This is a genomic window from Neisseria sp. HMSC070H10, assembly GCF_001837635.1.
In the GTDB taxonomy this organism is placed as follows: domain Bacteria; phylum Pseudomonadota; class Gammaproteobacteria; order Burkholderiales; family Neisseriaceae; genus Neisseria; species Neisseria subflava_A.
This window is the reverse complement of sequence record NZ_KV833358.1, coordinates 126,672-141,563: the sequence shown is the minus strand read 5'-3', so window position 1 is coordinate 141,563 and position 14,892 is coordinate 126,672. Positions and strand designations below refer to the sequence as shown.

The 14,892-nt window shown below is 51.2% G+C and carries 18 protein-coding genes; 14 read left to right on the top strand and 4 right to left on the bottom strand.

Annotation, left to right across the window (positions count from 1 at the left end; all coding sequences use genetic code 11):
* Window positions 1-148 precede the first annotated feature (148 nt).
* The gene (locus HMPREF2606_RS01880) at window positions 149-952 is read right to left on the bottom strand and encodes an outer membrane protein assembly factor BamD (RefSeq protein ID WP_004519923.1); all 804 of its coding nucleotides are present in this window, start codon (window positions 950-952) and stop codon (window positions 149-151) included.
* Here HMPREF2606_RS01880 and rluD point away from each other — a divergent pair.
* The 6 genes from rluD (at window position 951) to HMPREF2606_RS01850 (ending at window position 5,710) form a co-directional block, all read left to right on the top strand.
* Window positions 951-2,075 carry a 23S rRNA pseudouridine(1911/1915/1917) synthase RluD gene (gene rluD, locus HMPREF2606_RS01875; RefSeq protein WP_070713938.1) on the top strand — a complete coding sequence of 375 codons (1,125 nt, stop codon included), beginning with the start codon at window positions 951-953 and terminating at the stop codon, window positions 2,073-2,075. The two genes, HMPREF2606_RS01880 and rluD, sit on opposite strands and share 2 nt — an antisense overlap.
* A gap of 80 nt (window positions 2,076-2,155) precedes the next feature.
* The gene (gene pgeF / locus HMPREF2606_RS01870; RefSeq protein ID WP_070713941.1) at window positions 2,156-2,926 is read left to right on the top strand and encodes a peptidoglycan editing factor PgeF; all 771 of its coding nucleotides are present in this window, start codon (window positions 2,156-2,158) and stop codon (window positions 2,924-2,926) included.
* A gap of 120 nt (window positions 2,927-3,046) precedes the next feature.
* Window positions 3,047-3,526, top strand: coding sequence for an LPS-assembly lipoprotein LptE (lptE, locus tag HMPREF2606_RS01865; RefSeq protein ID WP_070843216.1), 480 nt, complete (start codon window positions 3,047-3,049; stop codon window positions 3,524-3,526).
* Window positions 3,526-4,527, top strand: a complete 1,002-nt coding sequence (gene holA, locus HMPREF2606_RS01860) for a DNA polymerase III subunit delta (protein WP_070843215.1) — start codon at window positions 3,526-3,528, stop codon at window positions 4,525-4,527. The genes lptE and holA overlap by 1 nt, the downstream gene beginning before the upstream one ends.
* Window positions 4,528-4,674: 147 nt before the next feature.
* Window positions 4,675-5,094: a hypothetical protein gene (locus tag HMPREF2606_RS01855; RefSeq protein WP_003746427.1), complete on the top strand. Its 420-nt coding sequence runs from the start codon at window positions 4,675-4,677 to the stop codon at window positions 5,092-5,094.
* A gap of 91 nt (window positions 5,095-5,185) precedes the next feature.
* Window positions 5,186-5,710, top strand: coding sequence for an RDD family protein (locus HMPREF2606_RS01850; RefSeq protein WP_070843214.1), 525 nt, complete (start codon window positions 5,186-5,188; stop codon window positions 5,708-5,710).
* A gap of 94 nt (window positions 5,711-5,804) precedes the next feature.
* On the opposite strand, the gene HMPREF2606_RS01845 is transcribed toward HMPREF2606_RS01850, so the two are convergent.
* The 3 genes from HMPREF2606_RS01845 to HMPREF2606_RS01835 all read right to left on the bottom strand — a co-directional run bounded on the left by HMPREF2606_RS01845 (window position 5,805) and on the right by HMPREF2606_RS01835 (window position 8,316).
* Window positions 5,805-7,040 carry a beta-ketoacyl-ACP synthase gene (locus HMPREF2606_RS01845; RefSeq protein WP_070843213.1) on the bottom strand — a complete coding sequence of 412 codons (1,236 nt, stop codon included), beginning with the start codon at window positions 7,038-7,040 and terminating at the stop codon, window positions 5,805-5,807.
* Entirely contained in the window at window positions 7,034-7,762 is a 729-nt protein-coding gene (gene fabG, locus HMPREF2606_RS01840) for a 3-oxoacyl-ACP reductase FabG (protein WP_070843212.1), read from the bottom strand. Before fabG ends, HMPREF2606_RS01845 begins: the two co-directional genes overlap by 7 nt.
* Window positions 7,763-7,827: 65 nt before the next feature.
* Complete coding sequence (locus tag HMPREF2606_RS01835) at window positions 7,828-8,316, bottom strand: hotdog family protein (protein WP_141762172.1); 489 nt, start codon at window positions 8,314-8,316, stop codon at window positions 7,828-7,830.
* 110 nt (window positions 8,317-8,426) lie between these two features.
* On the opposite strand from HMPREF2606_RS01835, the gene HMPREF2606_RS01830 reads away from it, so the two are divergent.
* From HMPREF2606_RS01830 to HMPREF2606_RS01795, 8 genes are all read left to right on the top strand, one after another.
* Complete coding sequence (locus HMPREF2606_RS01830) at window positions 8,427-9,188, top strand: beta-ketoacyl synthase chain length factor (protein WP_070843210.1); 762 nt, start codon at window positions 8,427-8,429, stop codon at window positions 9,186-9,188.
* Entirely contained in the window at window positions 9,185-9,943 is a 759-nt protein-coding gene (locus HMPREF2606_RS01825) for a lysophospholipid acyltransferase family protein (RefSeq protein WP_070843209.1), read from the top strand. Before HMPREF2606_RS01830 ends, HMPREF2606_RS01825 begins: the two co-directional genes overlap by 4 nt.
* Window positions 9,940-10,200: a phosphopantetheine-binding protein gene (locus HMPREF2606_RS01820; RefSeq protein WP_003680822.1), complete on the top strand. Its 261-nt coding sequence runs from the start codon at window positions 9,940-9,942 to the stop codon at window positions 10,198-10,200. Before HMPREF2606_RS01825 ends, HMPREF2606_RS01820 begins: the two co-directional genes overlap by 4 nt.
* A 12-nt stretch (window positions 10,201-10,212) precedes the next feature.
* Window positions 10,213-10,461 (top strand): acyl carrier protein, encoded by a 249-nt coding sequence (locus tag HMPREF2606_RS01815; RefSeq protein WP_003680823.1) that lies wholly within the window; start codon window positions 10,213-10,215, stop codon window positions 10,459-10,461.
* A gap of 72 nt (window positions 10,462-10,533) precedes the next feature.
* Window positions 10,534-11,073 (top strand): COG4648 family protein, encoded by a 540-nt coding sequence (locus tag HMPREF2606_RS01810; RefSeq protein ID WP_070843208.1) that lies wholly within the window; start codon window positions 10,534-10,536, stop codon window positions 11,071-11,073.
* A 254-nt stretch (window positions 11,074-11,327) separates the two neighbouring features.
* Entirely contained in the window at window positions 11,328-12,065 is a 738-nt protein-coding gene (locus HMPREF2606_RS10580; RefSeq protein WP_083315971.1) for an SLATT domain-containing protein, read from the top strand.
* A complete protein-coding gene (locus tag HMPREF2606_RS01800; protein WP_070713967.1) occupies window positions 12,022-13,725 on the top strand; it encodes an ApeI family dehydratase in 1,704 nt (567 codons plus the stop codon). The genes HMPREF2606_RS10580 and HMPREF2606_RS01800 overlap by 44 nt, the downstream gene beginning before the upstream one ends.
* A 36-nt stretch (window positions 13,726-13,761) precedes the next feature.
* Entirely contained in the window at window positions 13,762-14,850 is a 1,089-nt protein-coding gene (locus HMPREF2606_RS01795) for a FlxJ family methyltransferase (protein WP_070843207.1), read from the top strand.
* Window positions 14,851-14,892: the final 42 nt, after the last annotated feature.

The following is a 14,892-nucleotide window of genomic DNA, read 5'->3' as shown; positions in this document are numbered from 1 at the left end:
TAAAATCAGACTTTACCATATTAAAACAAATTTTGCACCCTGTTTGCAGGAAACGTAAAAAAACATTAAAAACAAAGGCCGTCTGAAAACCAAATGCATAGATGCATCATTTTCAGACGGCCTTATTCATGCCTGAACAACCCGACGCTTAACGCCAGTAACGCCACCAAGGCATATCGTCAGATCGCCATTCGTGTTGCAAGAACGGGCTTTGCGGGAAGTTGGTTTCCAAAACGCGGCGTGTATCGGCGGCCAGTTGCGGCTTGTCCAGTTTTTTGTACGCCAATTCCATCATCGCCAAAGCTTCTTCGACATAACGGGTATTTTGGTAACGGCTGACGATTTTTTGCGCACGGTTGGCCGCTGCAACATAAGCACCGCGTTTCATGTAATAACGCGCCACAGACATTTCGTTACCGCCCAAAGCGTCCACCAGCTTGGCCATGCGTTCGGTTGCATCGGCAGCGTATTTGCTGTTTGGATAACGTTGCACCAGCTCGGCAAACGCCTGGTAAGCATCGCGGTTGGCTTTCGGGTCACGGTCGGACCAGTCTTGGGAAGCCAGCTTGTTTAAGAAAGACTGGTCTTCGTTAAACAGGACCAAACCTTTCAAGTACAGCGCATAGTCCATATTCGGATGTTGCGGATGATGGCGTTGGAAGCGCGCGATGGCAGCCAAGGCTTTTTCCGGCTCATCGTCTTTATAATAGGCATACGCCGTATCCAACTGGGACTGCTGTGCATAGCGGCCGTTTGGAAAACGGGATTCTAAAATTTCGTATAACTTGACAGCTCGCGTATAATTGTTGCTGTTCAACTCGTCTTGCGCTTCGGCATAAAGCTTTTCCACACTCCAATCTTGAGTAATTTGGGCGTCTTTATCGATTGTGCCTTTATTTGCGCAGGCACTCAGTGCCAAACCTAAAGAAACTACTAAAAGAATTTTTTTCATGCAGAATACTTCCTTTGATAACGAAGCCGATTATAGCGATGATTTAGACTTTCCGTCATCCCCCGAAACAGAAAGTTGTGTTAATTTGACCGTTCCGCTCGAAATGGCGGGCGGAAGGCTGGATGCCGTATTGGCCAAACTCATGCCCGACTACTCGCGCAGCCGCCTGAGTTCGTGGATTAAAGAGGGTGCAGTCATTGTAAACGATAAGCCCGCGCAACCCAAAGATAAAATGATAGGCGGTGAATTGATTGCCGTTACGGTACGTCCGAGCGAAGAAAACCTCGCGTTCACGCCCGAACCGATGGATTTGGACATTATTTATGAAGACGATACTGTCATCGTCATCAACAAACCGGCCGGATTGGTCGTCCATCCTGCCGCAGGCAACTGGAGCGGCACCCTGCTCAACGGCCTGTTGGCGCACTGTCCCGAATTAAGCCAAGTGCCGCGTGCGGGCATCGTACACCGTTTGGACAAAGAAACCAGCGGTCTGATGGTGGTCGCTAAAACCCTGCCGGCGCAAAACTCATTGGTTCAGCAGCTTCAAGAGCGCACAGTCAAACGCATTTACCGCGCAGTCGCCAACGGCATTGTTCCTTTCAACGGCAAAATCGAAACCCAAATCGGCCGCGATCCGCACAACCGCCTGAAAATGGCAGTCGTCAAATTCGGCGGCAAACCTGCCATTACCCACGTTAAAGTGTTGGAACGTTATCTGGCGCACAGCTACATCGAATGCTCGCTCGAAACCGGCCGCACGCACCAAATCCGCGTTCATATGCGCGAAGCCAACCATCCGCTGGCCGCCGACCCTGTTTACGGCAACCTGCGCCACCCATGCAGCGACGCGGTTAAAGAAGCCATCAAAGCCCTCGGCGCGCGCCAAGCCCTGCATGCCTACCGCTTGAGCTTTGTACACCCGAAAACTGGCGAAACCGTTTCCTTTGAAGCGCCTATGCCTGACGATATGTACCACCTGCTTTCCGTCCTGCGTCTGGAAGCCGGTTTGGATTCGTCCCTAAGCAACGAGGAAGAATGGCAAGAGAAATTCGGCATGGACGATGACGATGATTGGAATGAAGACGACTACGATGTCGAAGTCGTTTATGTAAGGGATTAAACCCATTTTTCAGACGGCCTAAAATATTATTTGAGGCCGTCTGAAATCAATCCGTTCCAATATTCAGCGATTCAAAGATTATGAAAACCATCACAGATACCCTAAACCTTGCCTCGCAAGGCAAGAATTTTTTGACTGCCGACTGGCCTGCCCCTGCCAATGTTAAAACGCTTATTACCACGCGCAACGGCGGTGTCAGCGAAGGTGTGTACCACAGCCTGAATGTCGGCTCACACGTCGGCGACAATTTGGAAGCCGTGCTCCGCAACCGTGAAATCGTACAGGAACAAGTTGGCCTGCCCGTTGCCTACCTTAATCAAATCCACAGCACCATTGTTGTGAACGCAGCCGAAGCGTTAGGCAATACGCCCAACGCCGATGCCTCGGTTGATACGACGGGTACGGTCGCCTGCGCTTCGATGACTGCCGATTGCCTGCCTGTCTTGTTTTGCGACAAAGCAGGGATAGTCGTTGCGGCGGCTCATGCAGGCTGGCGCGGTTTGGCCGGTGGCGTTTTGCAAAATACCATTGCGGCAATGAATGTCGAGCCGCTGGAAATCATGGCCTATCTCGCCCCTGCCATCGGCCCTGATGCGTTTGAGGTGGGGCAAGATGTATTTGATGCGTTTTGCACACCTATGCCGGAAGCTGTCGATGCGTTTGAAGACATTGGCGGCGGCAAATATCTTGCCGACATTTACGCTTTGGCGCGCATGGTTCTGCACCGCGAGGGCGTGAACATGATTTATGGCGGCACCCATTGCACCGTCTTGGAACGCGATACTTTCTTCTCCTACCGCCGCGACGGACAAACCGGCCGCATGGTCAGCCTGATTTGGTTGGAAAAATAAGATTTGCACCATCAAAGACAAGGCCGTCTGAAATACTTTCCGTTTACGGTTTCAGACGGCCTAAACATTATTCGTTATAATCCGACGATACCGTAACCGGTTTCAACGAAGGAATATCCAATGAAAAAAATCCTATTGCCTGCACTCGCCCTATTGCTTGCCTCTTGCGGTTTCCACCTGAAAGGCACAGGCGTGACTTCGCAGCCGCTGCCTTATCAAAACTGGTATGTAGAAGGCGGAGCCGTCATGCAAAAAGCGCTGGAAAATGCCTTACGCCGTGCCGACGGTCATCCGGTTAGCGAAGCCGAATCACAAATCACCCTGCGCGTTGTCGACTTTCAAAAACGCCGCGACATCTACACCATTACCCGCGCCGCCGCAATCAACGAATACCTGCTGGCCATGACCGTCAAAGCCCAAGCCTTCCGCAACGGCGAGCCGGTTGGCGAACCGATGGAAGTCAAGGTTCACCGCACCATGGACTACGCCGACAGCGAAGTTTTGGGTAAACAGGAAGAGGAAGAAACCATTTGGTCTGAAATGCGCATCGACGCTGCAGATCAAATCGTCCGCCGCCTGACTTTCCTGAAGGCACAATAATGGCTGCCGCGCCCATTGAGAGCCTGCGCCCTGATACGCCGCTCAAACCGTTGTACATCATCCACGGCGAAGAGGATTTGTTGCGCATCGAGGCTTTGGATACGCTGCGCGCAGCCGCAAAAAAACAAGGTTATCTCAACCGCGAAGTTTATACCGCCGAAAACAATTTTGACTGGAACGAGCTGTTGCACAGTGCCGGCAGCGCAGGTTTGTTTGCCGATTTGAAACTACTGGAAATCCACATTCCCAACGGCAAACCCGGTAAAAACGGAGGCGATGCCCTGCAAGCCTTCGCCGAACGCCTGCCCGAAGATACGGTTACGCTCATCCTCCTGCCCAAGCTTGAAAAAACGCAAATCCAGTCCAAATGGTTTTCCGCATTGGCGGGCAAAGGCATCGTCTTAGAAGCAAAAGCCGTTGCGCCACATGCTTTGCCGCAATGGATACAGGGCCGTCTGAAACAGCAGGGTTTGGATATCGAACCTGAAGCACTCGCCCTTTTTGCCGAGCGCGTCGAAGGCAATCTTTTGGCCGCCCGTCAGGAAATCGAAAAACTCGCCCTGCTCCATCCACAAGGCCATTTAATCAATATTACCGACGCAGAAGCCGCAGTTGCCACCGTCGCCCGCTTCGACGTATTCCAACTGGCAGGCGCATGGATGAAAGGCGATGCCCTGCGCGTTTCCCGTTTGCTGGACGGTTTGGAAGAAGAAGGCGAAGAGCCGGTTTTGCTGTTGTGGGCGGTTGCCGAAGACATCCGCACCCTAATCCACCTGACTGCCGCACTCAAGCAGGGCCAAAACATCCAAAGCCTGCGCAACAGCCTGCGCTTATGGGGCGATAAGCAGACCCTTGCACCGATGGCGGCCAAACGCATTGCCATCAACCGCCTGCTCGATGCGCTCAAAACCTGCGCCAAAATCGACCGCATCATCAAAGGTGCGGAAGATGGCGATGCATGGACTGAGTTCAAACAGCTCGTTACCTCGCTGGCCGCTTGAAAACCGTTGCCACGCGTCAAGAAACTTGCACGCAATACGCCCCAAAAACAGAAAATACTGTAAAATAGCGTAAACTCAAATTCAGGCCGTCTGAACCTCGCATTTCAGACGGCCTCTTCCAGCAAAAAACAAGGAAACACCAACCGTATGGATAATAAAACCAAACTTCGCATCGGCGGTCTGGCCCTGCTGACCACTGCCGTATTAAGCCTCATCATCGTTCTGATCGTCGATTCATGGCCGCTGGCCATCCTGTTGGCCGTCATCATCGTGGCCGCTGCCGCAGGCGGTTTCGTTTGGACTTCGCGCCGTCAGCAACGCCAATTCCTCGAGCGCCTGAAAAAATTCGACATCGATCCGGAAAAAGGCCGTATCAACGAAGCCAACCTGCGCCGCATGTACCACAGCGGCGGCCAACATCAAAAAGACGCAATTACCCTGGTTTGCCTGTCGCAAAAATGTTCCGTTGACGAAGCGCACGCCATCTTCAAAAAACGTCCGACCCGTCAGGAAATGAACCAAATGGCCGCCCAACAGGCACGCGGTCAAAAACGTCCACATCGCTAATCCCGACAGTAACAGGCCGTCTGAACATCCCACTCCGTTTCAGACGGCCTGTTTTTATTGCCATCAAACCCATTTCCGTTTCCATCGCATTATGACCCGTCTTCCCACCGCCCCACTCAAACGCCGCCTCGCCGCACTGGTTTACGAACTCCTGCTGACTGGCGCCGTGACCAGCATTGCCGCCCTTGCAGCCGGTATTGCCGCCATCTTTCTCAATCCCGTTTCCACTCGCCTGTCCATGCTGACAACCTGCCTGATTCTGTTCTACGCATGGTGGCTCTACTTCCGCGCCAACTGGCACAAAAAAGGCCAAACCCTCGCCATGCAAACATGGAAAATCGGCTTAGCCGATAAAAACGACACCCAGCCGCCCCTGCCTCAACTGCGCCTGCGCTTTATTTGGGCCAGCATTTTTATTGTTTTCATTCCCCTGCTTGCCTACGCCGGATTGCGTCATCTGCTCAATATACCGCCCAAAGGCGCATTCGGAGCCGCGCTCATCTGGCTCATCCTGCCATGGGGTTTCGCCCTGTTCCATCCCGACCGCCAGTTCCTCTACGACTTCTTGGCCGGAACAAGGCTGGTGGATTTAAATCAGAAGAAAATAAACGAATAAAATTCGCAAGCATCTCAAGCTCTAAATAAAATAAAGGCCGTCTGAAACTCCAGATAAGTTTCAGACGGCCTTTAATCATAACATCAAGCAATGATTATTCTTGCCAACGTTTGAACACCAGCGAAGTATTGACGCCGCCAAAAGCAAAGTTATTGCTGACCACATAATCTGTTTGAATCTCGCGTCCACCTGTTTGGATATAATCTACCTTGCCGCAACGCGGATCAATGTTTTCCAAATTGACAGTCGGCGCAAACCAGCCGCTGTTCATCATTTCGATGGTAAACCAGGCTTCCAATGCGCCGCACGCGCCGAGTGTATGGCCGAGGTAGCTTTTTTGCGAACTCATCGGCACAAAACCAAACACTGCCTCAGTCGCCAATGTTTCGGCAATATCGCCTTTTTCGGTCGCCGTACCGTGGCCGCTGACATAGCCGACTTTATCAGGCGTAATACCGGCGTCTTTCAGCGCAAGCTCCATACATTTTTGCATGGTTTCTTTTTGCGGCTGGGTAACGTGGCTGCCGTCGCTGTTGGCACCGTAGCCGACAAGCTCGGCATAGATTTTCGCACCGCGCGCACGGGCGTGTTCCAATTCTTCCAATACAAAAATGCCTGCGCCTTCGCCGATGACCAAGCCGTCGCGTCCGTTGTCGTAAGGACGCGGGGTCAGCTCAGGTTCGCTGTTGCGGCGGCTGGCGGCGTAAAGCGAGTCGAAAACATACACTTCAGAAGGACAAAACTCTTCGCCGCCGCCCGCCAACATCATATCAATCAGGCCGTATTTGATGGCTTCGTAGGCATAGCCTATGCCTTGACTACCGGACGAACACGCGCTCGATGTCGGGATGATGCGCCCTTTCAATCCGAAAAAGATGCCGATATTGGCGGCGGCCGTATGTGGCATCATGCGCACATAAGTATTGGCGTTGAAATTACGCGAAGTGCCGGTCAGCAGGAGCTCGCCCAAATCGCCGATGTCTTGGGTACTGCCGACAGACGAACCGCACGCCACGCCCATACGGCCGTCGGCAATGCTTTCATCCCCCAGCAAGCCTGCATCCGTCAGGGCTTGCTCTGCCGCATCGACACACAAATGCGATACGCGCCCCATGCTTCTGAGCTGCTTGCGCGTCCAATGTTTGGGAGGAGAATAGCCTTCAATCGGCGCACCCAATTGCGCTTCCAATTCAGGAAAGCGTTCGCTCCAGTCCATGTGTTTGACTGCGTTTTTTTCGGCTTTAAAGGCCGTCTGAATACTTTGCCAATCACGGCCAAAAGCGGTAATACCGCCGATGCCTGTTACTACAACTCTTCTGGTATTCAACACAAACCTCCGTTCACAGCAATCACTTGGCGCGTAATGTACGCCGCTTTTTCATCCATCAAAAAGCGCACCGCATGCGCTACTTCCTCGGGCAAACCCATGCGCGCGGCAGGGACGGCCTTTAAGATTTCTTCGACAGGTACGTTTTCATCAATAATATCGGTATCGATAAGGCCCGGCGCCACGCAGTTGACGGTAATTTTGCGTTTTGCCAACTCAACCGCCAAGGCTTTTGCCGCGCCGATCAAGCCTGCTTTGGACGCGCTGTAATTGACCTGACCGCGGTTGCCCGTCAAACCGGACACCGATGCCATGCACACAATCCGTCCGGCTTTGCGGCGGCGGATCATCGGCATGGTCAAAGGGTGCAACACATTATAAAAACCGTCCAAATTGGTACGCAGCACCAAGTCCCAATCATCATCTGTAAAAGCAGGAAACGCATTGTCGCGCGTCAGCCCGGCGTTCAACACCACGCCGTAATACGCGCCGTTTGCCTCAATGTCGGCAGTCAGAATTTCACGGCAGGCTTCGCGGTCGGACACGTCAAACTGCAACACGCGCGCATTTCTACCCAATGTACGGATTTCTTCCGCGACAGCTTCCGCTTCATCGCGGCGGCGGCGGCAGTGGACGACAATATCAAAGCCATCCAGCGCCAAACCAAGCGCAACAGCTTTGCCGATACCGCGATTAGACCCTGTAATTAAAATAGTTTCACTCATACGTTTTCTCACTATATCGACAGGCCGTCTGAATCTTTGTCTTTTCAGACGGCCTTGTAAACGGTTTAAATGATTTGACCGTCTTTCGGACTGTACACATTTAAAGAGGCTTTTGCCAGCAAACCGTCCGGCGGCAACAGAGGCTTCACATCTTCCGGCGCATTCGTCCAGCGCAACTCGCAATCAAATACGCCCATGCCGCCCAAATCCTGAATGGACACATGCGCCCTGACTTCCAGCTCAGTACCGACAGGCACGGAATCGGCAAACAAATCCAGCTTACGCGTTCCCAATAAAAAACCCAAGCGTACAGGCTCTTCGGCCTTTAAAGCCTCAATGCCTGCAAACGCGCCTATGCCCTGCGCCATCAATTCCATATAAGCCATAGACGGCAACACGCCGTCCTGCAGCAAAATATGCTTGTCGCCAACCGGCGCACGGCAAACCGTATAGTCATCGCCAAATTCTTTCACACAGTCGATAAGCACCATATGTCCGCTGTGCGGAAGCAGCGAAGCCACATCATAAATCGGGGCACTCGGTATTGAAGGCATAAAATGTCATCCGGGAATAAATTACGTTACAATATGCATTATAACAGAGCCTAGCTTTTACTAACCCATTTCATTACAATGTATGAAAATGTAAAACATTGAAAGACATCATGCCTCAAAACGTTTGCCGTTTCAGCTTCAATATCGCCGCATGGCAGGCCTCCTCCAGCAAAATCAGTACGCCGGAGCAATGGCAGGACTGGGCGCAGGGAAAACTCGATACCGCATCCCTGCCGGAGTGCAAACCCGCGCTCTCCTTTTTGCCGCCTATGCAACGCCGCCGCTTGGGAAAAGCGGCGCGCTTGGTTTGTGATGCCGCATGGAATCTGGCCGACCAATATCCTGAAAGTGTACTGGTTTACGTTTCGCACGACGGCGAAAGCAACCGCAGCTTTGAATTGTGGCAAGAGCTTTTGAACACGCATACCGTCTCGCCGACCTCATTCGGCCTGTCCGTCCACAACGCGACGATTGGGCAATGGTCGATGTTGCGTAAAGACATGAGCGAGCATACCGCGTTGGCCGTTGCCGCCGATTCCTTTGAAACCGCGCTGACCGAGGCATTTGCGCTTTTACAAGACGGCGCGCCGTCTGTTCTAGTGATTGTCGCCGATGATCCGTTGTCCGAGGACTATCCCGTCTTGGCTACACGTGCGCCGTTTGCCTATTCATTGGCACTGGTCATCACAAAGGGCGAAGACTATACCTTAAGCTTGGAAAGCACATCCGCAAGGCCGTCTGAAAACCCTAACGATACAACAGTCGAGCCCTATTGGAGCAGCTTGGAGTGGATACGCTTCCTGCTTTCAGACGGCCGACAACATACGCAACACTATATCGGTAGAAACTGGCACTGGCAGAAAAACGCATGAAGACTTTAGACTATTTCCGTCGCTTTTTTGCCACACTCTTCGGCTTCATCCTCTTCGGCGTTGCAGGCGTATTGTTCAAAATCGCACTTTTGCCCTATACACTCAAATCGACCAAAGGCGACATCAAACGCCAACTTGAAGCAAGACGCATGATAGGCAGAGTTTGGCGTTTCTTCGTCGGCTACCTGCAATGGTCAGGCGTATTGAGCGTCCGTTTCAACGGCTTAGAAAAACTCGGCAGGCCCGGCCAGCTCATTCTTGCCAACCATCCCTCACTTTTGGATGTTGTTTTACTGATCAGCCACTTCCCCAACCCGAACGTGTTGGTCAAAAAAGACCTGCTGCACAACCCCAGCATGAAAAGCCAGATTATCGCCTCCGGCTACATCCCCAACGATGAAAGCATGGAAATGCTGGAAGAAATCGACGCCGTGTTCAAAAGCGGGCAAAGTCTGCTGATTTTCCCCGAAGGCACGCGCACAGGTTGGGACGGACAGGTTAAAATGCACCGCGGCGCCGTATCGCTCGGTTTGCGCAGCGCATCAGTCATCACGCCCGTGTGCATCAAGATGACGCCGCCCAATTTTAAAAAGGGGCAGCCGTGGTACAAAATCCCGCCACAAAAAATTCATTATGAAATTACCGTCGGCGACGACATCCTGCCGGAAGAATGGCTGGCAGAAAAACCCCTGCCCATCGCCGCACGACGTTTAAACGAATACCTGCAAGACTATTTTACAAGGAAAACCACATGAGCAATTTAGAAAACCAAATCAAACAATTAATCATCGACAGCTTGGGCTTGGAAGACATTACCGTTGCCGACATCGGCAGCGAAGATCCGCTTTTTGGAGACGACGGCCTGGGTCTGGATTCGGTTGATGCATTGGAACTTGGTTTGGCCGTACAAAAAACCTTCGGCTTCCAGCTCGACGGTGAAAACGACAACCTGCGCGAAAACTTCGCCAACGTCAAAACACTGGCCGAGTTCGTCAAGAGCCGCCAAGCATAAGGGAGAGAGAAGATGACCGAACAAGAAGTACGCACCCTGCTGACCGATGCACTGGTTAACCTGTTTGAAATCGAACCGGAACGCATCAAACCCGAAACCAACCTCTACGAAGATTTGGAAATCGACAGCATCGACGCCATCGACCTTATCGACCACATCAAACGCGAAACCGGCCGCAAACTGCAAGCCGAAGATTTCCGTAATGTGCGTACCGTAGAAGACGTGGTTCAAGCGGTTTTGAAAGTACAACAAGATTCCTGATTCCGCTTTGAATCAGCATATTTTCAGACGGCCTTGTCAATCCGAAAGGCCGTCTGAAAATCAATCGCAACCATGAAAATATTAGGAAAACTCCTACTGACCCTTGCCAGCCTCGCGTATCCGCTCCTATGGTATTACGGCAGGGAAAACGGCGCATTTTTCTGGCTTGCCGCGGCCATGTGTGTGTTATGGCTGATACGCGCCGCCATGCCGCAAACCACAGCACAACGCATTACGGCGATTATCCTTGCCGCCTTTTTTGCGGCGGTACTGGTTTTCAGACGGCCCGACTCGATGTATTGGTATCCCGTCGCCGTCAACGCGCTGATGCTTGCCGTTTTCGGCGGCAGCCTGTTTGCCAAACAAACGGTTATCGAACGCCTCGCCCGACTGCAACACCCCGACCTGCCGCCCGAAGGCGTGCGCCACACTCGGCGCGTTACGCAAATCTGGTGCGCCTTCTTTGTCTTCAACGGCGCAACCGCCGCCATTTTGGCAGGCTTGCAATATTACGATTGGTGGGCGGCTTATACAGGCATCGTGTCGTATGTGTTAATGGGAATCTTATTTGCCGGAGAGTGGGTATATCGGAAAGCCGTATTAAAGGTGTAGGTCGTCTGAAAATATATCTACCGATCCACAAAATCGTATTACCTTTTCTGTCGTCATTCCCGCGCAGGCGGAAATCCATCATTGATAGTAAGAAACATCTGATTTAATTCAATAAGTCAAACCCGACAATGGATTCCCGCCTGCGCGGGAATGACGACAATCTAAAATAAGTTGTTGTACAAAGACTGAAAATACAAAATTTCTTGAAAATTACCTTTTAATTCAAATCTTACCTACCTAGGCCTAATTTAAAAATGAGCTTCAAAAATTTAATTGACTGGTTCTTCTCCAAAGGAGAAATTAATAGACCTAAAAAGAATGCAATCGAAAAGTTCCAAATGAGCGTCAGGGCAACTGCCAAATGTCGATACAATGCTGCAATTCGTCTATCCAGACAGGGGAAATTTGCATTTTTTACAAATATTACTTTATCGTTAGGGCTTATTTTTATTCCTCTAATGCAAAATTCTGGAATATCTTTAGCTTTCAAATCAAATGTCTTAAACATGATGTCAATTTTTTTAGCAGTATCCGTTCTTGTTTATTCTGTGGTCATCGGAACAGCCAAATATGAAGTTAGAGCAGAAGGATTAACTCAGTGCGGAGATAAATTAAAAGAGTTAAATCGAGAACTAAATAGATCAATTACAGACTCTCAAAATACTGATGAGGAAAACAAAAAGCTTTTAGAAGAATTTGAAAAAAGATATTCCGCCATAGTAACAGATACAGAAAATCATTCAAGAACAGATTATTTATCGGCAATGCTTGAAATGAAAAGAGATTATACAATTACTGGCTTATCTCGCTTCTTAAAGAAATCAGTCATAATAATTTCTGGCACTTTTCCATATTACATACCATTACTATTACTCAGCTTAGAAGTGATTTTTATCAGTGATATGTTACATATAAGCTGTATTCTTACGGATTTTTTAAACTATACTCATGAATGTAACCCAAATCCTATCCCCTGCCCATGCTCCCACTGATCTCATCGCCGCCCATCCGAATTGGACGCGTGCTGATTTCAACCGTGCGGTTTTTCATCTGTCAGGCCGTCTGAAACAGGCAGGCGTGCAAACGGCCGCGTTGTGGTTTGATGATGCCGCACTGTTTGCCTGTGCTGTGCTGGCAGTGTGGCATTCTGGCGGGAAGGTTTTATTGCTGCCCAATTTGGCGCAAGACAATTTGGAGTGGGGCAAAACGGCAGAAGTGTTTTTAACAGATTCAACAGATAAAAAGCTGTCTTCAGACGGCCTGAACGTCTGGTACTTGCCTGATGTATTGACTCAAACAGAATCGGAAGGACTGAGCACCTATCCTGAAAACCATCTGATTCCCGACCATGCCGAAGCATGGCTGAAAACATCAGGTTCCAGCGGTGAAGCGCAAATTATTGTGAAAACCGCCGCACAAATGCAGGCAGAAGCCCTGACTTTGGCAAATACGCTGCCATTTGGACAACACGGTGAAACCGTGATCGGCAGCGTGATTACGCAACATCTTTACGGCTTCACATTCCGCTTCGCACTCGCGCTGACAATGGGTTGGACTATGGAACGACAGCAGGCGGTTTATCCGGAAAACCTGCTTTCCAGCACGGCCGCACACGATAAAGTAGTTTGGATTGCCAGTCCGGCCGTACTCAACCGCTTGGGTGAAAACCGCAACTGGCAAAGTATCGGCCATAAAATTGCAGGCATTGTCTCGGCCGGCGGCGCGCTTCCTTCTGCCACGGCGGATTTGCTGCAACAGGCTGCCGTCCGCCCGTTTGAAGTTTATGGCAGTACCGAAACCGGCGTGATTGCCTCACGTTGCGAACGCCAAGAATGGCAGCCTTTCAATGGAGTAGAAATCGGGCAAAACGAAGAAGGCGCACTGTGGGCTTCTTCGCCTTGGTCGCCCGAACGCCGCCAAACCGCCGATTTGATCGAGCCGCAAGATGACGGTTTTCTGTTACTCGGTCGCCAAGACCGCATTATTAAATTTGAGGACAAACGCGTGTCGCTGACCCAAATCGAACACGAACTTTTACAACACCCTTGGATTGCCGACGCCCACTGCGGCCGTCATCCGCAACACCAACGCATTGCCATATGGGCGGCATTGAACGCAGACGGTATCGCCGCCTTGCGTGAGAAAGGCCGCGCTGCGGTTGCCGATACGCTCAAACGCCATCTGGCCGCCACGCAGGACACCATCGCCCTGCCGCGTTACTGGCGTTTTACCGACAGCCTGCCACGCAACGCCCAAGCCAAAATCGCTGCGGCGGATTTTCAGACGGCCTTTACCGTCGCCCAGACATCGCCCGTTTGGTCAAAAACATCATCTGACGATGAAACCAATACCGAAACCTTTATCGGGCGCGTGCCTTTGGATTTGGTTTATTTCGGCGGCCATTTTGCCACCTTCCCGCTGGTTCCCGGCGTGGTCGAGCTGCAGTGGGTGCGCAACCTGATCGCGCCCAAGCCATGGAGTAAACAGCGCGTTATCCGCATCGAAAATCTAAAATATCAGCAGTTTATCCGTCCTCACGATGAAGTGTCGGTGGAGCTGAAATACGATGAAGGTAAAAATAAACTGAGTTTTAAAATCAACAACGGAGAGCATCCGTGTGCATCAGGACGGATTGTGTTTGAGGCCGTCTGAATATACTTATTAACTTTTTAGTGGAAAACCAACAATATGCAACTCTTCCCTGCCCTAGAACAACGCTATTCTTACGAACACCAGTCCGCAGGCGAGGCTCAACGTCTGGCTCAAGAAATCGCTTTTGCACCGATTGTGTTCCAAGTTTCCCGCCTGATGGTGAAATTTGGCATTCTGGACTTGCTGAACGACCATCCAGACGGCCTCACTCAAGCCGAAATTGCTGAAAAAGCGAAAATCAGCAACTACGCGGCACAAGTCCTGCTGGAAGCTTCACTGTCTATCGGCACTGTCTTGACTCGCGACAACCGCTATTTCATCAGCAAGGCCGGTTGGTTTGTCCTCAAAGACAAAATGGCCCGCGTCAATATGGATTTCACGCAAGAAATCTGCTACCAAGGCATGTTTGACTTGGAAAAAACCCTGCAAACGGGCAAACCCGAAGGCCTGAAAGTATTCGGCGACTGGCCGACCATTTACGAAGGCCTGTCTTCATTGCCAAGCATCGCGCAGGAAAAATGGTTTGCATTCGACCATTATTATTCCGACAACTCCTTCGCCGAAGCACTGAACACCGTGTTCGCCAAGCCGGTTAAAAAACTGCTTGATGTCGGCGGCAATACCGGCCGCTGGGCGGAGCAATGTGTCAACCACAATGCCGAAGTCGAAGTAACCATCATGGATCTGCCGCAACAAATCGGCTTGATGCGCGAAGCGACTAAAGGCAAAAACGGCGCGGACCGTATCCACGCCCATCCGGCCAACCTGCTTGATCCTGAGATTCCGTTCCCAACCGGTTTTGACGCGATTTGGATGAGCCAATTCCTAGACTGTTTCACCGAGGAACAAGCCACCAGCATTCTTCAACGCGCCGCTGCATCCATGAGCGAAAACACCAGCCTCTACATCATGGAGCCTTTCTGGGACAGACAACGCTACGAAACCGCCGCCTACTGCCTGACCATGACCAGCCTGTATTTCACTGCCATGGCCAACGGCAACAGCAAAATCTTCCACTCTGAAGACTTGATCCGTTGCGTTGAAAAAGCCGGATTGAAAGTAGCGGAAGTTTCAGACGGCATCGGCCGCGGCCACAGCATCTTGCGCTGCGTTAAGGCCGTCTGAACATCATCTTTTAAACCCTAAAAATAAACCGACCCTGACAGC

What these genes read in the sequence shown, in the direction of transcription:
- rluD (WP_070713938.1), top strand. Translation starts at nt 951, where the DNA reads ATGCAGAATACTTCCTTTGATAACGAAGCCGATTATAGCGATGATTTA.
- HMPREF2606_RS01880 (WP_004519923.1), bottom strand. Translation starts at nt 952, where the DNA reads ATGAAAAAAATTCTTTTAGTAGTTTCTTTAGGTTTGGCACTGAGTGCC.
- pgeF (WP_070713941.1), top strand. Translation starts at nt 2,156, where the DNA reads ATGAAAACCATCACAGATACCCTAAACCTTGCCTCGCAAGGCAAGAAT.
- lptE (WP_070843216.1), top strand. Translation starts at nt 3,047, where the DNA reads ATGAAAAAAATCCTATTGCCTGCACTCGCCCTATTGCTTGCCTCTTGC.
- holA (WP_070843215.1), top strand. Translation starts at nt 3,526, where the DNA reads ATGGCTGCCGCGCCCATTGAGAGCCTGCGCCCTGATACGCCGCTCAAA.
- HMPREF2606_RS01855 (WP_003746427.1), top strand. Translation starts at nt 4,675, where the DNA reads ATGGATAATAAAACCAAACTTCGCATCGGCGGTCTGGCCCTGCTGACC.
- HMPREF2606_RS01850 (WP_070843214.1), top strand. Translation starts at nt 5,186, where the DNA reads ATGACCCGTCTTCCCACCGCCCCACTCAAACGCCGCCTCGCCGCACTG.
- fabG (WP_070843212.1), bottom strand. Translation starts at nt 7,762, where the DNA reads ATGAGTGAAACTATTTTAATTACAGGGTCTAATCGCGGTATCGGCAAA.
- HMPREF2606_RS01835 (WP_141762172.1), bottom strand. Translation starts at nt 8,316, where the DNA reads ATGCCTTCAATACCGAGTGCCCCGATTTATGATGTGGCTTCGCTGCTT.
- HMPREF2606_RS01830 (WP_070843210.1), top strand. Translation starts at nt 8,427, where the DNA reads ATGCCTCAAAACGTTTGCCGTTTCAGCTTCAATATCGCCGCATGGCAG.
- HMPREF2606_RS01825 (WP_070843209.1), top strand. Translation starts at nt 9,185, where the DNA reads ATGAAGACTTTAGACTATTTCCGTCGCTTTTTTGCCACACTCTTCGGC.
- HMPREF2606_RS01820 (WP_003680822.1), top strand. Translation starts at nt 9,940, where the DNA reads ATGAGCAATTTAGAAAACCAAATCAAACAATTAATCATCGACAGCTTG.
- HMPREF2606_RS01815 (WP_003680823.1), top strand. Translation starts at nt 10,213, where the DNA reads ATGACCGAACAAGAAGTACGCACCCTGCTGACCGATGCACTGGTTAAC.
- HMPREF2606_RS01810 (WP_070843208.1), top strand. Translation starts at nt 10,534, where the DNA reads ATGAAAATATTAGGAAAACTCCTACTGACCCTTGCCAGCCTCGCGTAT.
- HMPREF2606_RS10580 (WP_083315971.1), top strand. Translation starts at nt 11,328, where the DNA reads ATGAGCTTCAAAAATTTAATTGACTGGTTCTTCTCCAAAGGAGAAATT.
- HMPREF2606_RS01800 (WP_070713967.1), top strand. Translation starts at nt 12,022, where the DNA reads ATGAATGTAACCCAAATCCTATCCCCTGCCCATGCTCCCACTGATCTC.
- HMPREF2606_RS01795 (WP_070843207.1), top strand. Translation starts at nt 13,762, where the DNA reads ATGCAACTCTTCCCTGCCCTAGAACAACGCTATTCTTACGAACACCAG.